The following is a 15,520-nucleotide window of genomic DNA, read 5'->3' as shown; positions in this document are numbered from 1 at the left end:
CTATTTATGACCGCTGAAGAATTTTATAATCGTTTTGAATTTAATCCTTCTGTCTCAGGAAGTTTGCTGGGAAGAGGGGGCTTTAGTAGTGTTCATAAAGTGTACGATAAGGTTCGCAAAAGGTACGTTGCTGTTAAGCGAAGTGAAGTAGGCGTTTATCAGAAATTTGATTTGGAGAGAGAAGTCAAGCTTGCGCATGAGATAGATATTCATCCCAACATCATGCGTTATGAAAATGTCTATCGAATTTCAGATCGGGCGGGCGTTTTTGATTATGCTATCATGAAATTTTATGCGGAAGGAAATCTCGACGATGTATTGCGAAAATACCAGCTCAATGATACCGAACGTAAACAGATATTGAAAGGAATGCTGAAAGGACTGGCGCATTTGCACCAAGTGCCGATTATTCATCGCGATTTCAAAGCTGCTAACGTGCTCATGGACAGGGATATAAAAGGAGTCTGGGTGCCTATTATTACGGATTTTGGGTTGAGCCGCCTTATCGATCCCGATATGAGTTATGTCTCCAACAATTCTCAGATTGCCCACACGCCCAATTATGTTGCTCCCGAACAATTGCTAGATAATGCCGCAATCCGGCCTAATACTGATTTATGGGCGTTTGGGATAATTACGTATAAAATGCTCACGGGGCGTTTACCTTTCAGAGTAGAAGGGGTAAAAGGGGAATGGGATATTTCTAATAAACTGCGAAGTTTGATTCTGGAAAATAGGTTGCCTGCCGATATTAATACGCTTCCCGAGCCTTACAAAAGCATTATCTTGCGGTGTTTGGTAGCTGACCCTGAAAAACGTATCAAAGATGCAGAAGAAGTATTGCGTATGTTGGATAAGCGGCGTTTGCCTTCCGCACCCTTATCCACTCCTATTATTCCTTCTTCCATAGGAGACCAAACTGAGATTTTTATTGCCCCCGAAGAGCCTGTTTCCGCTCCCAAGGTTGTTGCACCTGAAGTGGTAAAGCAACCAAAACCCTTGTCGCCTCCCAAAAAGTTGTTGTGGAATTGGCTCGTTTTTGGGGGAATTGGAGTAATACTGCTAGGCGGGCTTGGTTATTGGTTGATTAATAGGCCAAAACCCAAAGAAGTAATACCTCCACCTATGATTGTAGAAGCAGACACTGTTGTAAAAACGGTGCCTGTCATTAAAAAAGATACACTAGCTCCCAAAATACAGCCTCTAAAGACTAGTCAAAAAGAAACGGATTTTGTCGGCCCTAAAAAACTAAAAGAAAAGGAAGAGAAACCAATTGCTAAGGGGTATTTGATTATCGAGACTGTCCATGATATGAATGTTTATATTGATGGACAATTACAACCCAAAACAGCGATGTCGGGTCTCAGAAATAAGTATGTTTTACCCGCAACGGGTCAGGGGACTTTATTGAAAGTAGAACGATTAGATCTGCCAGTAAGTCGTTCGGAAAGTATTACAATCGTAGCAGGAAAAACAACAGTCCGAAAATATGACGATTGATGAAGAGATTATAAAAAGTTGGCTGATACAATCAAGCTATCATTTCGGGATTCGTCTCACAAATTTGGCAATAGCTTCCCTACTTCCTTTTACTTGCAATTTTTCATAAATATGTTCTAAATGTTTTCTCACTGTTTTTTCTGAGACAAACAATGCGTCACTTATTTGGCGTACACTCATGCCTTTTACCAACAAATCTAACACGTCATTTTCCCGAGGAGATAGTTGCTCGGTTACGTTTATTTGTTTGGAGTTGTCGTTTTGTAATAATAATTCAAGGGCTTTTGAGGCAATGGAAGGCGACATCGGAATTCCGCCATCTAAGGTTTCGGAAATCGCATTAATCAACCTAGCAGGTTTTATATCTTTCAATAAATAGCCTGATGCGCCTGCTTTGAATGCTTCGAGCAGTTTGTCATCATCATCCAAAACCGTAATCATTAATATTTTGACGGAGGGGAATAGCCTTTTTACTTCTCTTGTGGTAGTAATTCCGTCCATGTTGTCCATTTCAATATCCATCAAAATCACTTCTGGTAAATTGTCATGGTCTAGGTAGTCAAAAAGTGATTTTCCATCAAAGACGTGAAAATTCAATGTCAACTCTTCGCTTAGGGCCAATTTGTCTTTAATGCCTTCGGCCAAAAGGTGATTGTCTTCAACGAGTCCTACTTTTATCATCATTAAGTTGCCAAATATTTTTTGTTAAATACAAAGATAAAACCTGTTATTATATGTTAAAATACGTCATTTGACGTATTTTAACATATTCGGGCGTTTGATTTCTGCCATCACATTGCGACAAAAATGTATTTATCTTTTTGTTAATTCCTGTGTTTTACAAACGCCTCTTTCAAAAGTGACGTTACTTTCCCAGGTGGTTCCGTCGTCAGCTACGGCTTTGAATCGGTAAGTTCCAGCGTTGAATTTTGCATTTACATTTCCGCTACCACAGTTGACGCCATTTGTGTGGTATTGCGTGATATTTCCTTGATTAACACCGTTGACAGTGACATTGATTTTTCCTACTTTTAAATCGCTCCTAGTCCAAAAAGTAATGGTACCGGTGTTGTCAACTTTTGTTAATTCTTGTGTTTTACAGACTCCCTTTTCAAAAGTTACATTACTTTCCCAAGTAGTTCCGTCGTCAGCTACGGCTTTGAATCGGTAAGTACCAGCGTTGAATTTTGCGTTTACATTTCCGCTACCACAGTTGACGCCATTAGTGTGGTATTGCGTGATATTTCCTTGATTAACGCCGTTGACGGTGACATTAATTTTTCCTACTTTCAAATCATTTCGAGTCCAAAAAGTAATAGTACCCGTGTTGTCAACTTTTGTTAATTCTTGTGTTTTACAAATACCTTTTTCAAAAGTTACATTATCTTCCCAAGTAGTTCCGTCGTCGGCCACGGCTTTGAATCGGTAAGTGCCAGCGTTGAATTTTGCGTTGACATTTCCGCTACCACAGTTGACGCCATTAGTGTGATATTGCGTAATATTTCCTTGATTAACACCGTTGACGGTGACATTGATTTTTCCTACTTTCAAATCATTTCTAGTCCAAAAAGTAATAGTACCGGTGTTGTCAACTTTTGTTAATTCTTGTGTTTTACAAATACCTTTTTCAAAAGTTACATTATCTTCCCAAGTGGTTCCGTCGTCGGCTACGGCCTTGAATCGGTAAGTGCCAGCGTTGAATTTTGCGTTTACATTTCCACTTCCACAATTGACGCCATTAGCGTGATATTGCGTAATATTTCCTTGATTAACGCCGTTGACGGTGACATTAATTTTTCCTACTTTCAAATCATTTCGAGTCCAAAAAGTAATAGTACCAGTATTGTCAACAACATTTGGAGCATTAACGGTAATGTCTATACTACTTGAAGTGGAGTTTGTTTTGTTATAGGCGGTAAGCTTTACTTTGAATGTCCCTGCTTTTGTAAATTCTTTGATAGGGTCAGTATTTGTGGAGCTAGTACCATCGCCAAAATCCCACAGATATGACTCCGCATTTTTTGAAGTATTGGTAAAATTAATTTTGATAGGAGCTGTTAAGTTTTGGGTAGGAGAATACGTAAAACTTGCGGTCAATTGGGGTGAAGTATTGGAGTTTGGGTCGTCTGCTACGGTAAAAGACCGCGAATAGGTGTCGCTCCCTCCTGCTCCTTTTGCAGTGAGAGTCATGGTATAAGTTCCCCCTTTTTTTATATTCCATACTACATCTTTGTCGGTGTTTGATAGTCCTGAGTTGGTTTCCCAAATATAAGTGTTGGCATATTTAGAGGTATTAGTAAATGTAATGTCAACTGGTGCGACTAGGTTGGATTTAGGGCTAAAATCAAAACTGGCAATAGGCTCTGGTTCAGGCTCTTTCTTGGATTTGCACGAAGCTAGACAAAGAGCAAAAATGAGTAGAATACTAAGGCTAGTAATATTTATAAAAGGCTTCATGAATTTAAAATTTTGAGTAGTTAATCATTTTTGTTGCCACTTAAATATGTTTCTAATTCTACTGGAGGAAGTTCAAAAAGAATGGCAGTGCCTGTGCTGTTTGAAACTAAAAATAGTTGTCCCCCCAATTCATCGCATCTCTTTCTTATGTTGTCAAGCCCGTAGCCTTTTTGTATTTTTGTTAATTCAAAACCTTGGCCATTGTCTTTTATTTCAATCCGTACTTTATTTGGCTTTTGATGGAAGTTGATTTCAATACAGTTTGCATTTGAATATTTTAAAGCATTGTTGACCACCTCTTGACAAATTCTGAAAATATTAATAGCAATGATAGGCGAAATCAGAAGTGATGAGCCTGTGTACATTGATATTTGCAGTTCGGGTTGTTCACGTTCTTGCCATAATTTATTTAGAAAACTTGAAATTCGTTTTTGAAGTAACGAATATTCGATACTTTTTTGGTTTAATACCCAAACTGTTTCGCGAAGAATTTGATTTGTTTCTCTTGCAAAATCACTTAACATTTCTAATTGCTTACTATCACTTGATTTTATGGCCAATATATCAAGTTTAGTAATAATGTGAGTCAACTGTGAGCCGATACCATCATGTAAATCTCTTGCGAGTCTTTCTCGTTGTATTTGTAATTGATTATAAATATTTGAAGATTCGTCTTTGTTGGACTTATTTAGGTTTGTTTTTAAAATTAAATTAGGCGTTTTGAGTAATATGTCCCGTGTTTTTATATAAATCCAATTTTGAGTAATAATGCTACTAATTGCCATCATCATAATAGTCACAAGAACAGTGAAAGATAGGGGTGAAGGTAAAAATTCAATATTGACTAATTTGGTATTGATAAATACCAAATTTATGACATAAAACACCAGTGTAGGTGTAATACTTAAAGTATAGAATGAAAGGGGAATAGATAAAAAATTGTATTTCTTTAGTCGTACATTTAAAAGAGGGTAACTTACTAAGAATAAAGATAGTGATTTGAGAAATGTGGCAGATAGAGGCTTGAGCGAATATCTTGAAAAGAGAAGAAAATGTTTGGGAAATAAAGGATATGATGCCTTTATATTTTCATGGAAAGCTATCATGAAAATATAGCTCTCATTGAAGAAATGCTGGGCTAGTAAGTAGCCGTTTTTTATGAAATATCCTTTAAATAAGCTTGAAGAAAATAAGTAGTAAAACTCCCCCATGATGCATCAGATAAGTTTATTGAGGCAAATGTATGAGGGGACAAATCATCATTCAACGGGAATTTTACCCTAGTTGGGGCGTTGTTTTCCCCTATTATATGAGGAGAAAAGCCTTTTGTAAAGTAGATGAGGTAAAACAAAGGGCAGTTAGAAGTTGTATTCTTTTCCACCTGCATTACATTAAAAGGATTAAACTTAAAGCCCTAAAGGGTATCAATATGAGTGAAAGCTGTCAGGCTAGCTGATGAATGGGGGCTACTCGTTGGGGATGCGTATAAACATTGAATCGTTGATGACGGGTAAAACCAATGAGGGTTTGTCCAAAACGAGCGGCTGTCTCAATCGCCAAACTAGAAGGCGCACCTACGGCGATTACGACAGGGATATTGATGGCTAAAGCTTTGTGTAATAACTCAAAACAAGCCCTTCCACTCAATACCAGTAGGTGGGCGTTGAAAGGTAGTTTTTTTTGGAGTAATGCCTTGCCCGCAATCTTATCGACAGCATTGTGCCGGCCAACGTCTTCGGCATGAAAAGCCAAACGACCTTCCCAATCAAAAACGCCAGCGGCGTGAATACCGCCCGTTTGTTCAAAAACGGATTGAACTTGGCTGAGTTGTTGGGGCAAGGAGGCAATCAATTCGGGCGACAAGGGCGGAAGTGTATCCACAAAGTTGAGATGTTCATACGAATATCCCAAGGCATCTAAGGAAGACTTACCACATACCCCACAGCTCGAAGTAGCGTAAAAATTGCGCTGAAGTTTCTGGAAATCAGGCTGAATGTCTTCTTTAAGTTTTACCGTGACAGTATTGTCCCAAGCTCCTTTGACGCTTTCTACTTCATTTGCTTCAATGATTCCTTCAGTTTTGAGAAAGCCTACGGCAAGGGCTTCGTCATCGCCAGGCGTGCGCATCGTAATTGAGACAGGTTTCGTAACCCAGCCCTTGTGAGAATCGTGGTATTGGAGTCTAATTTCGACAGGTTCTTCTATGACTACAAAATCGGTGGTGGCTTCGCTTGAATCGTTGAAGAAACGATTGATAGAGACAGATTGGATACTAGGATTTTGCATGGTGTTTGGGGAAATTCATGAACAATAAAAAATACTAAAAAAGTACCTAGAATGTTTTAGCCCTACCAAAAGTTTAACTTAAGGACGCAAGGCTCTTAAAACATCAGAATCGTAAAAATAGCAATGAGTGAGGAAAAAAACACCGTAGAAATTATTCTAACAACATGACACACCACAGAAGACGAAGATGTATCACAACGATTCTTTTCTTTCTCTTAAGGCTAGATTGCGGTATTTTGTGACTTCTCACTGGAATAGATGCCACAAACGTATTAGACTGTGAATTTTGAATTGAACCATAGGATATTCCGTCAAGTCGCTTAAATCAGCAAATTTGTCGATGAATGAGTGCCTTTTTTGAGAAAGTTATTATTTTTGGCAAAATGAGGTTCCAATGACTAGTGTGGCATTTCATTTTTTAAATACATTTCATCATCAAAACGAAAAACCTTTATTGCCTTCTCTACCGCGTCGATAAATCATTTCGACCGATAAGGTGTCAATAACCTTTCCAAACCAAATCACCCAAAAATAACCAAGTATGAAAAGAAGGGATTTTATTCAGCTTTCGAGTATGGGCTTGGGGGCTATGATGGGGGCTTCGATTCCCGTCTTAGGCAGCGTAGTTCCACTCGAACAAATGCTCGACCCTAAAGCTGATGCTGCTATGAAAAAGAAGATGGCCGATATTGCCCTCAATGCCGCCAAAGCCAAAGGTGCTACTTATACAGATGTGCGCATTGGTCGTTATCTTCAGCAGTATTTGTTTACGCGTGAAACCAAAGTTCAGAATATCGTCAATGCCGAATCGTATGGCGTGGGTATCCGAGTGATTGCCAATGGGACGTGGGGATTTGCTGCTACAAGCGATGTAAGTACTGACGGAATCGCCAAGTGTGCCGAAACAGCCGTGGCGATTGCCAAAGCCAATGCCAAGATTCAGACCGAACCGGTCGTATTGGCGCCCCAAAAAGGAGTAGGAGAGGTGGCTTGGAAAACCCCAATTCAGAAAAATGCCTTTGAAATTCCGGTACAGCAAAAAATCGACCTGTTGATGAAAGTCAACGGAGAGGCGATGAAAAATGGCGCTGGCTTCGTGACTTCCAATTTGTTTTTTGTTAATGAACAAAAATACTTTGCTTCTACCGACGGGTCTTATATCGATCAGGATATTCACCGCATTTGGCCTACATTTACGGTCACAGCTGTGGATAAGCAAGCCGGCAAATTCAAAAGCAGAGATGCCATCAGCTCCCCAATGGGCATGGGCTATGAATATTTAGATGGATTAGCAAGCGAAAAAATTGCGGGTCCAAATGGCTTAGTTGGTTATCGCAATTCGTACGATATGGTGGAAGATGCTATCATGGCCGCCAAGCAAGCCAAAGAAAAAGTAACGGCCAAGTCGGTAATACCCGGTAAATACGACCTTGTACTTGATCCCAATCACCTTGGGCTTACCATTCACGAATCGGTAGGCCACCCGCTGGAGCTAGACCGCGTACTTGGATATGAGGCCAACTACGCAGGGACAAGCTTTGCTACTTTAGATAAATGGAAAACCAAGAGTTTCAATTATGGCAGCAAACTTGTCAATATTGTGGCCGACAAAACCCAGCCCCATACTTTGGGTACGGTAGGCTACGACGATGAGGGCGTACCATGTAAAGAATGGGATTTGATAAAAGACGGAATTTTGGTCAACTATCAAGCCATCCGTGACCAAGTCAATATTTTGGGTGAAAACGAATCGCATGGCTGCTGTTATGCCGACAATTGGAACTCCGTACAGTTTCAGCGGATGCCCAATGTATCGTTACGTCCTGGTAAAGAAAAACTCAATGTCCAAGACATGATCAAAGGCGTTGATAAAGGGATTTATATCATAGGGCGGGGTTCTTATTCGATTGACCAGCAGCGTTATAACTTTCAGTTTGGAGGTCAGTTGTTTTATGAAATCAAAAACGGCGAAATTGTAGGGATGTTGGACGATGTGGCTTACCAGTCAAATACCCAAGAGTTTTGGAATTCGTGTGCGCAGATTTGTGATAAGGATGACTACCGTACATTTGGCTCTTTCTTCGACGGAAAAGGACAACCTTCGCAAGTGAGTGCGGTATCTCACGGAAGTGCTACCACACGTTTCAACGGTGTAAATGTCATCAATACTGGTAGAAAAATCGGATAACCCCCAAAACGACATTAAAAATGGCTATTTTAACCAAAGAAGAAGCTAAAAAAATCATAGATAAGGTGTTGGCATTTTCTAAAGCTGACGAAATGAGTGTAAGCCTCACAGGAAGCCGCACCGGGAATATTAGATACGCTCGCAATTCTGTATCTACAAGTGGGGAGTCGTATGACCTAGCCTTGGCTGTAACGGCCGTGTATGGAAAGCGCTCGGGGACTTCTACTATCAATGAGTTTGACGACAAATCGTTAGAAAAAACGGTAAGACGGGCCGAGGAGATTGCCAAACTTGCCCCCGAAAACCCCGAATATATGCCCATGCTAGGGCCTCATACTTTTGTAGAAAGCAATACTTTTGCCCAAAGTACGGCCAATATCGACCCCGATTATCGTGCCAAAGTGGCTTTTGATAGTATTGACCCTTGTAAAAAGAAAAACTTGACGGCGGCAGGATACTTGGAAGACACCACGGAGTTTGTGGCGATGGGCAATAGCAAAGGTCTTTTTGCTTACAACAAATCTACGTCGGTTGATTTTTCGGTAACAGTACGAAGCGCCGATGGCACTGGTTCAGGATATGTAGCACGTGATTTTAACGATAGCTCCAAGCTGAATGCAAAAGTTTCGACAGAAATTGCGATGCAGAAGGCCATGGCCTCGGTATCGGCCAAAGCACTTGAGCCAGGAAAATATACCGTGATTTTAGAACCTACGGCAGCTTTGGATTTGATTCAAAATATGATGCGCAGTATAGATGCTCGCAGTGCCGACGAAGGCCGTAGCTTCATGAGTAAAAAAGGAGGTGGTACGAGATTAGGAGAAAAACTGTTGGATGAAAGAGTCAATATTTATTCAGACCCTACCAATCCAGATGCACCTAATGCTGGTTTTTCAATGGACGGCCGTCCGCAAGAAAAAACGACTTGGATTGAAAACGGTGTTTTCAAAAACTTAGCATATACGCGCTATTGGGCGCAGAAACAAGGCGTAAAAGCCGTTCCTCCTCCTGGGAGATTTATTATGCAAGGAGGACGTCAGTCGCTTGAAGAATTGATTAAAAGTACCGAAAAAGGGATTTTAGTGACGCGTTTTTGGTACATACGCGCTGTAGATCCCCAAACACTCCTTTACACAGGCCTTACTCGTGATGGTACTTTTTACATTGAGAACGGTAAAATTAAATATCCTGTTAAAAATTTCCGTTTCAACGAAAGCCCTATCATTATGCTCAACAACCTAGAAGCAATGGGCGTACCTACTCGGGTAAGAGGGAATATGATTCCTCCCCTCAAAATCAGGGACTTTACCTTTACCAGTCTATCGGATGCGGTTTAGACAAATTCCAATGAGTCACCCCAAGCAAGACTTTTGTTCCCTTGCTTGGGGTTGTCGTTTGGCATTGATCTCGACCATTTATCAAAATCACCCCGATTGGGGGAGAAATTCGTCTATTTTTATCAAGATTTTTGCTTATTCTATAGACGATTGTTCCCTAGTGTCGTGAATAATCATGAATCCTGTGGCTTGCCACTTATTACCCATACAACCAACTTAAACACAAAAATTAGCCTTGAAAAGAAGAGATTTTATGCAACTCTCGGGCATGGGATTGGGTGCCATGATGCTCCCCAATATCCCTGTCATGGGGCGCTCAGTAGCCCCCGAAGCCCTCTTAGACGGTGGCGTGGATGTCGCCGTCAAAAAACGCCTAGCTGATGCCGCTCTCAATGCCGCCAAATCCAAAGGTGCTACCTATACGGATGTAAGGATTGGGCGCTATCTCAACCAATTTGTGGTAACTCGCGAAGACAAAGTTCAAAACATCGTCAATACCGAATCTTATGGGGTTGGCGTGCGAGTGATTGCCAATGGATGTTGGGGATTTGCTGCTATCGTAGATGCCAAAACCGAAGCTGATACCGCTAGAGCTGCCGAAGAAGCCGTGGCGATTGCCAAAGCCAATGCGCGTCTGATGAAGCAACCCGTACAGTTGGCTCCCCAAAAAGGCTATGGCGAAGTAAGCTGGAAAGCGCCCATTCAACGAAATGCCTTCGAAGTGCCTATTCAAGAAAAGGTAGATTTGCTGCTAGGAGTCAACGACGCCGCTCTTAAAAATGGAGCCAACTACGTCAATTCGGTGCTATTCATGGTCAATGAGCAAAAGTACTTTGCCTCCACCGATGGCTCTTATATCGACCAAGACATTCATCGGATTTGGCCTATTTTTGCCGTTACTACCATTGATCCTAAAACGGGTAAGTTTGAAACTCGTCAAGCATTAAGTGCGCCCGTAGGAATGGGCTATGAATACCTCCAAACCAATCCCAAAGATAAAATAACGGGCATCACTACCCGCTACAACAAAGGCTACGATATGTTGGAGGATGTAATTGCGGCAGCTAAACAAACCAAAGAAAAATTGGCGGCGAAGTCGGTAGAAGCGGGTAAATATGATTTAATCCTTGACCCTTCGCATTTGTGGTTGACGATTCATGAGTCGGTAGGACACCCACTTGAGCTTGACCGGGTGTTGGGCTATGAAGCTAATTTTGCCGGAACTTCTTTTGCAACTTTGGATAAATGGCAGTCCAAAAACTTTAATTATGGCAGCAAAGAAGTGAATCTTTTTGCGGACAAAACCCAAGTAGGCTCGCTAGGTGCGGTAGGTTGGGATGATGAAGGGGTACAAACCAAGAAATGGGATTTGGTGAAAGACGGTACCTTGGTCAACTATCAGGCTATCAGAGACCAAGTGCATATCATTGGCGAAAAAGAATCGCAAGGGTGCTGCTATGCCGATAGCTGGGGAACGGTACAATTCCAACGCATGGCCAATGTGTCGCTAGCAGCGGGCAAAACGCCTCTATCGGTCAGCGAAATGATTAAAGATGTAAAAAAAGGAATTTATATTATTGGAGATGGTTCGTTTTCGATTGACCAACAGCGTTATAATTTTCAGTTTGGAGGTCAGTTGTACTACGAAATCAAAGACGGACAAATCGCGGGTATGCTCAAAGATGTGGCTTATCAATCAAACACCCAAGAGTTTTGGAACTCCTGCGTGAAAGTATGCGATGAGCGCGATTACCGTTTGGGAGGGTCGTTTTTTGATGGTAAAGGACAACCTCAACAAGTAAGTGCAGTATCTCATGGTAGCTCTACGGCTCGTTTCAATGGGGTCAATGTGATCAATACAGCACGTAAAATCTAATCTCCAATCTCTAAACATCGAACTATCAAATGTCTGTTATATTAACTGAAGCAGAAGCCAAAGCCTTGTTGCAAAAGGTTTTGAGCTATTCTAAAGCAGATGAGTGTGAAGTGAATTTATTGGGAGAAACCCGTGGTAATCTTCGCTATGCTCGCAATGAAGTCTCTACAAGTGGTGCTTTGACCAACAAAAACTTAGCCGTTCAGTCTGCTTTTGGTAAAAAAGTGGGCGTTGCTACGATTGATGAATTCGACGATGCTTCCATCGAAAAAGTAGTGCGCCGTTCGGAAGAATTAGCCAAACTCGCCCCCGAAAACCCCGAGTACATGGGCGTACTCGAACCGCAGCAGTATATCAAATCGGACGGTTATTTTGAGTCAACGGCTAGTGTCACTCCCGACAAACGTGCCGATGCCGTAGCCAAAAGTTTGGCGCTATCGAGTGATAAAAAACTTACCGCCGCTGGATTTTTGGAAGATGCAAAAGGGTTTACGGCTTTGATGAATTCAAAAGGGCTCTTTGCTTATTATCGTAATACCAACGTCAATTTTTCACTCACCGTTCGTACCGACGACGGAACTGGCTCTGGCTACGTAGCTAAAGGATACAACGATTTTTCGAAGCTAGATACGGCAGCGGCTACCAAAATCGCCGTTCAGAAATCGCTGGGCTCGGTGGGGGCTAAGGCATTGGAGCCGGGTAAATATACCGTAATTCTTGAACCTACTGCGGCGGCGGTATTGGTTGAAAATATTTTCTTTGGCATGGATGCGCGTAGCGCTGATGAAGGTCGTTCGTTTTTTAGTAAACCAGGTGGGAAAACCAAACTAGGCGAAAAAATCGTGGACGAACGCGTTACTTTTTATTCTGATCCTACCCACCCAGACCTTCCGGCGGCAGCTTGGTCAGGAGATGGGCAGCCCCAAGGAAAAATGCTTTGGATTGACAAAGGGGTAGTCAAAAATCTTACTTATTCGCGGTTTTGGGCGCAAAAGAAAGGCGTTAAGCCCGTTCCGGGACCTAATAACATGATCATGGCGGGTGGAACAGCTACCTTGGACGAAATGATTAAAAGTACCAAACGTGGCATTTTGGTGACTAAATTGTGGTATATCCGTTCGGTGGACCCTCAAACATTACTTCTTACGGGGCTAACGCGCGACGGTACTTTTTATATAGAAGACGGTAAAATAAAATATCCAATCAAAAACTTCCGCTTCAATGAAAGCCCTATCATTATGCTCAACAACCTTGAGACTTTGGGCATTCCTGAAAGAGTAGTAAGTACCGAAACCAACCAAAACTATATCCTGCCTCCGATGAAAATCAGGGAGTTTACGTTTTCGTCGCTTTCGGATGCCGTATAACCATACCAAACCCTCCCGAAAGGGAGGGTTTTTAAACACCATTATTACACTTGAGACCTTTTGTTTTTACTCGGATTCAGTATGCCTCGGGAGATTGGGACACCGACCAACGGATGCCCTCTAATCTCCTCAATTCGTTGGTAGAATATACTACGATTCCGGTGGATGAAAAGGAAAAAATCGTACAACTTACCAGCGTCGAATTGTTCAGAAGTCCGTTTTGCTACTTAAGCGGTCATAAATTGGTGGAGTTTTCGGCGCAAGAAAGAACACACTTCAAAAAATATGTCGAAAACGGGGGTTTTGTTTTTGTAGATGATTGCAATCACGACATCGACGGCCTGTTTGCGAAATCTTTCGAACAAGAAATGGCAAGGACTTTTGGAGCACAAGCCCTTCAAAAAATCCCGAATGACCACCCCATTTACCATTCATTTTTTCATTTTGAAGGACCACCTACTACGAGTTTTGAACTCAACGGCTGGGGCGATGACTTGGTGCACGATTACCTGAAAGCCATTCAAATCAACGGTCGCATTGGGGTGTTGTATAGCAACAAAGACTACGGCTGCGAGTGGGATTATGATTTTCGAAATAAGCGCTGGCTCGCCGAAGACAATACTAAATTTGGAGTAAATATCATCAACTACGCACTAACTACTGTTTAGCTTTTGGAAACACAAGACTTAACCCACTTTAAATCGCTGGTATCAAAATTACCGCATCTCAAAAAAGAAATTGCTAAAATAATCGTTGGGCAGCAAGAGGTCATTGACGAAATCCTGATTGCGCTCTTGGCAGGTGGACATTGTTTGTTGGAAGGAGTGCCAGGACTTGCCAAAACGCTCATGGTCAAAACCATGGCCGAAGCTCTCGAAATGAAATTTAAAAGGGTACAGTTTACCCCTGACCTGATGCCGGGCGATATTGTCGGAACGGAGATATTGGAAGAAGACCACGAAACGGGGCGTAAGTTTTTTAAATTTAACCAAGGACCGATATTTGCTAACATCGTTTTGGCGGATGAAATCAACCGTACTCCGCCCAAAACCCAAGCGGCACTGCTCGAAGCCATGCAAGAATACAAGGTCACTTATGCCGGAACCAATTATGATTTGCCTCGTCCTTTTTTGATTATAGCCACCCAAAACCCCATCGAGCAAGCCGGTACTTATCCACTACCCGAAGCCCAACTCGACCGTTTTTTGTTGTACATCAAACTTGATTATCCTACCGAACAAGAAGAACTTGCGGTTTTGAAAAATACAACGGGCATGGTATCTAATCAGCTACAAAGAGTCTTGACTGACCATGAAATCATGGATTTGCAGAAACTTACCCGACAAGTACACATCAGTGATGAGCTAGTGATGAAAGTCAATCAGCTGGTAAGAGCGACACGCCCGCAAACTACCGCCTCCGACTATGTCAAAAAATGGTGTAGCTGGGGGGCTGGCCCTCGGGCAGGACAAGCCTTAATACTCTGTGCCAAAGCACGAGCAGTGCTTCAACAGCGTTTTTCGGTGATCCCCGAAGACATCCAAACCTTGGCTTACCCTGTACTGCGCCACCGAATCGCTCTGAATTTTAGGGCCGAAGCAGAAAACATCACCACTGACCATGTCGTAACCGAACTCCTTAAAAATGACGCTTCTAACCACCGAACTCATTAAACTCAACAATCTCCAATTGGCCGGTCGATTGGTTAGTGAGGAGTTGATGCTCGGGATTCATGGAAGTAAGCGCTCGGGTGTGGGAATTGAGTTTGAGCAATACCGTCATTATGAACCGGGCGACGACCCCAAGCGCATTGATTGGAAACTCTACGCCCGTACCCAAAAACATTTGGTGCGAGAATCGTCCACTGAAAGCAATTTTCACCTGCGTTTTGTGCTGGATTTGTCGGGCTCGATGAACTATGCCGAAAAGGGAGTTAGTCGGCTTGATTATGCCAAGATTTTATTGGCTTCGTTGGCGTATTTGGGCTACCGCCAAAGCGACCAAATGAGCCTTTATGCGCTCAAAAATGGGGGCTTACAGACGATTGTCCCCAGTGGGAAACAATCTTTCCAACGGATTTTGTACGAATTGGAAAAGGTAGAAGCGAGTGGTAGTTGGCAAAATGACAATCCCAAATTTCCGGAATTTCAACAAAAACAGAAGGAATTGCTGGTACTCGTGTCTGATTTTTTGCAAGTAGGCGACGAATGGCTCAAACTCATTCAGCAAGTTTCGAGTCCTCGTCGGGAGGTGCTTATTTTTCAGGTGTTGGGAGAAGAAGAAATGCACTTCAGCCTAAGCGGTTTTTATCGATTCAAAGATTTAGAGACCGGCAAAGAAATAGAACTTGAAGCGGCTACCATCCAAGCCGAAGTAAGAGAAAAAGCCCAAAAATATTTGGCAACATTGGAAGAAGCCTTGCTTATGCCCTATGTTTATTTGATTCGGCGTAGCCTCCAAACGCCTATTGCTCAGGTCATCATAGAGGCCTTGAGTAAACGCAAGTGAT

12 protein-coding genes are annotated in these 15,520 nt (G+C 42.2%); 8 read left to right on the top strand and 4 right to left on the bottom strand.

Going from position 1 to position 15,520, the window contains the following annotated elements; all coding sequences use genetic code 11:
* The first annotated feature begins 6 nt into the window (after positions 1-6).
* Positions 7-1,500 carry a serine/threonine-protein kinase gene (locus P1X15_RS25105; protein ID WP_277340887.1) on the top strand — a complete coding sequence of 498 codons (1,494 nt, stop codon included), beginning with the start codon at positions 7-9 and terminating at the stop codon, positions 1,498-1,500.
* Positions 1,501-1,539: 39 nt separating this feature from the next.
* On the opposite strand, the gene P1X15_RS25100 is transcribed toward P1X15_RS25105, so the two are convergent.
* The 4 genes from P1X15_RS25100 to fdhD all read right to left on the bottom strand — a co-directional run bounded on the left by P1X15_RS25100 (position 1,540) and on the right by fdhD (position 6,243).
* Entirely contained in the window at positions 1,540-2,184 is a 645-nt protein-coding gene (locus tag P1X15_RS25100; RefSeq protein ID WP_277340886.1) for a response regulator transcription factor, read from the bottom strand.
* A 129-nt stretch (positions 2,185-2,313) separates the two neighbouring features.
* Complete coding sequence (locus tag P1X15_RS25095) at positions 2,314-3,957, bottom strand: PKD domain-containing protein (RefSeq protein ID WP_277340885.1); 1,644 nt, start codon at positions 3,955-3,957, stop codon at positions 2,314-2,316.
* Between the two features lie 20 nt (positions 3,958-3,977).
* The gene (locus P1X15_RS25090) at positions 3,978-5,168 is read right to left on the bottom strand and encodes a sensor histidine kinase (RefSeq protein WP_277340884.1); all 1,191 of its coding nucleotides are present in this window, start codon (positions 5,166-5,168) and stop codon (positions 3,978-3,980) included.
* Positions 5,169-5,400: 232 nt separating this feature from the next.
* The gene (gene fdhD, locus P1X15_RS25085) at positions 5,401-6,243 is read right to left on the bottom strand and encodes a formate dehydrogenase accessory sulfurtransferase FdhD (RefSeq protein WP_277340883.1); all 843 of its coding nucleotides are present in this window, start codon (positions 6,241-6,243) and stop codon (positions 5,401-5,403) included.
* Between the two features lie 541 nt (positions 6,244-6,784).
* Between fdhD and P1X15_RS25080 the strand changes: the two genes are divergently transcribed.
* The 7 genes from P1X15_RS25080 to P1X15_RS25050 all read left to right on the top strand — a co-directional run bounded on the left by P1X15_RS25080 (position 6,785) and on the right by P1X15_RS25050 (position 15,519).
* Positions 6,785-8,431 (top strand): TldD/PmbA family protein, encoded by a 1,647-nt coding sequence (locus P1X15_RS25080; protein ID WP_277340882.1) that lies wholly within the window; start codon positions 6,785-6,787, stop codon positions 8,429-8,431.
* Between the two features lie 20 nt (positions 8,432-8,451).
* The gene (locus P1X15_RS25075) at positions 8,452-9,768 is read left to right on the top strand and encodes a TldD/PmbA family protein (RefSeq protein ID WP_277340881.1); all 1,317 of its coding nucleotides are present in this window, start codon (positions 8,452-8,454) and stop codon (positions 9,766-9,768) included.
* Between the two features lie 235 nt (positions 9,769-10,003).
* Positions 10,004-11,644, top strand: coding sequence for a TldD/PmbA family protein (locus P1X15_RS25070; protein WP_277340880.1), 1,641 nt, complete (start codon positions 10,004-10,006; stop codon positions 11,642-11,644).
* A 29-nt stretch (positions 11,645-11,673) separates the two neighbouring features.
* Positions 11,674-13,011, top strand: coding sequence for a TldD/PmbA family protein (locus P1X15_RS25065; protein ID WP_277340879.1), 1,338 nt, complete (start codon positions 11,674-11,676; stop codon positions 13,009-13,011).
* Between the two features lie 50 nt (positions 13,012-13,061).
* A complete protein-coding gene (locus P1X15_RS25060) occupies positions 13,062-13,679 on the top strand; it encodes a DUF4159 domain-containing protein (protein WP_277340878.1) in 618 nt (205 codons plus the stop codon).
* Between the two features lie 3 nt (positions 13,680-13,682).
* On the top strand, positions 13,683-14,684 hold the full coding sequence (locus tag P1X15_RS25055) for a MoxR family ATPase (RefSeq protein ID WP_277340877.1): 1,002 nt from the start codon (positions 13,683-13,685) through the stop codon (positions 14,682-14,684).
* Positions 14,656-15,519 carry a DUF58 domain-containing protein gene (locus tag P1X15_RS25050; protein ID WP_277340876.1) on the top strand — a complete coding sequence of 288 codons (864 nt, stop codon included), beginning with the start codon at positions 14,656-14,658 and terminating at the stop codon, positions 15,517-15,519. The genes P1X15_RS25055 and P1X15_RS25050 overlap by 29 nt, the downstream gene beginning before the upstream one ends.
* Position 15,520 lies beyond the last annotated feature (1 nt).

The sequence above is a fragment of the Runella sp. MFBS21 genome, from assembly GCF_029433105.1.
Lineage (GTDB): Bacteria > Bacteroidota > Bacteroidia > Cytophagales > Spirosomataceae > Runella.
Note: the sequence above shows the minus strand (reverse complement) of the source record. Positions and strands in the feature narration are given on the sequence as shown.

What these genes read in the sequence shown, in the direction of transcription:
- P1X15_RS25105 (WP_277340887.1), top strand. Translation starts at nt 7, where the DNA reads ATGACCGCTGAAGAATTTTATAATCGTTTTGAATTTAATCCTTCTGTC.
- P1X15_RS25100 (WP_277340886.1), bottom strand. Translation starts at nt 2,184, where the DNA reads ATGATGATAAAAGTAGGACTCGTTGAAGACAATCACCTTTTGGCCGAA.
- P1X15_RS25095 (WP_277340885.1), bottom strand. Translation starts at nt 3,957, where the DNA reads ATGAAGCCTTTTATAAATATTACTAGCCTTAGTATTCTACTCATTTTT.
- P1X15_RS25090 (WP_277340884.1), bottom strand. Translation starts at nt 5,168, where the DNA reads ATGGGGGAGTTTTACTACTTATTTTCTTCAAGCTTATTTAAAGGATAT.
- fdhD (WP_277340883.1), bottom strand. Translation starts at nt 6,243, where the DNA reads ATGCAAAATCCTAGTATCCAATCTGTCTCTATCAATCGTTTCTTCAAC.
- P1X15_RS25080 (WP_277340882.1), top strand. Translation starts at nt 6,785, where the DNA reads ATGAAAAGAAGGGATTTTATTCAGCTTTCGAGTATGGGCTTGGGGGCT.
- P1X15_RS25075 (WP_277340881.1), top strand. Translation starts at nt 8,452, where the DNA reads ATGGCTATTTTAACCAAAGAAGAAGCTAAAAAAATCATAGATAAGGTG.
- P1X15_RS25065 (WP_277340879.1), top strand. Translation starts at nt 11,674, where the DNA reads ATGTCTGTTATATTAACTGAAGCAGAAGCCAAAGCCTTGTTGCAAAAG.
- P1X15_RS25050 (WP_277340876.1), top strand. Translation starts at nt 14,656, where the DNA reads ATGACGCTTCTAACCACCGAACTCATTAAACTCAACAATCTCCAATTG.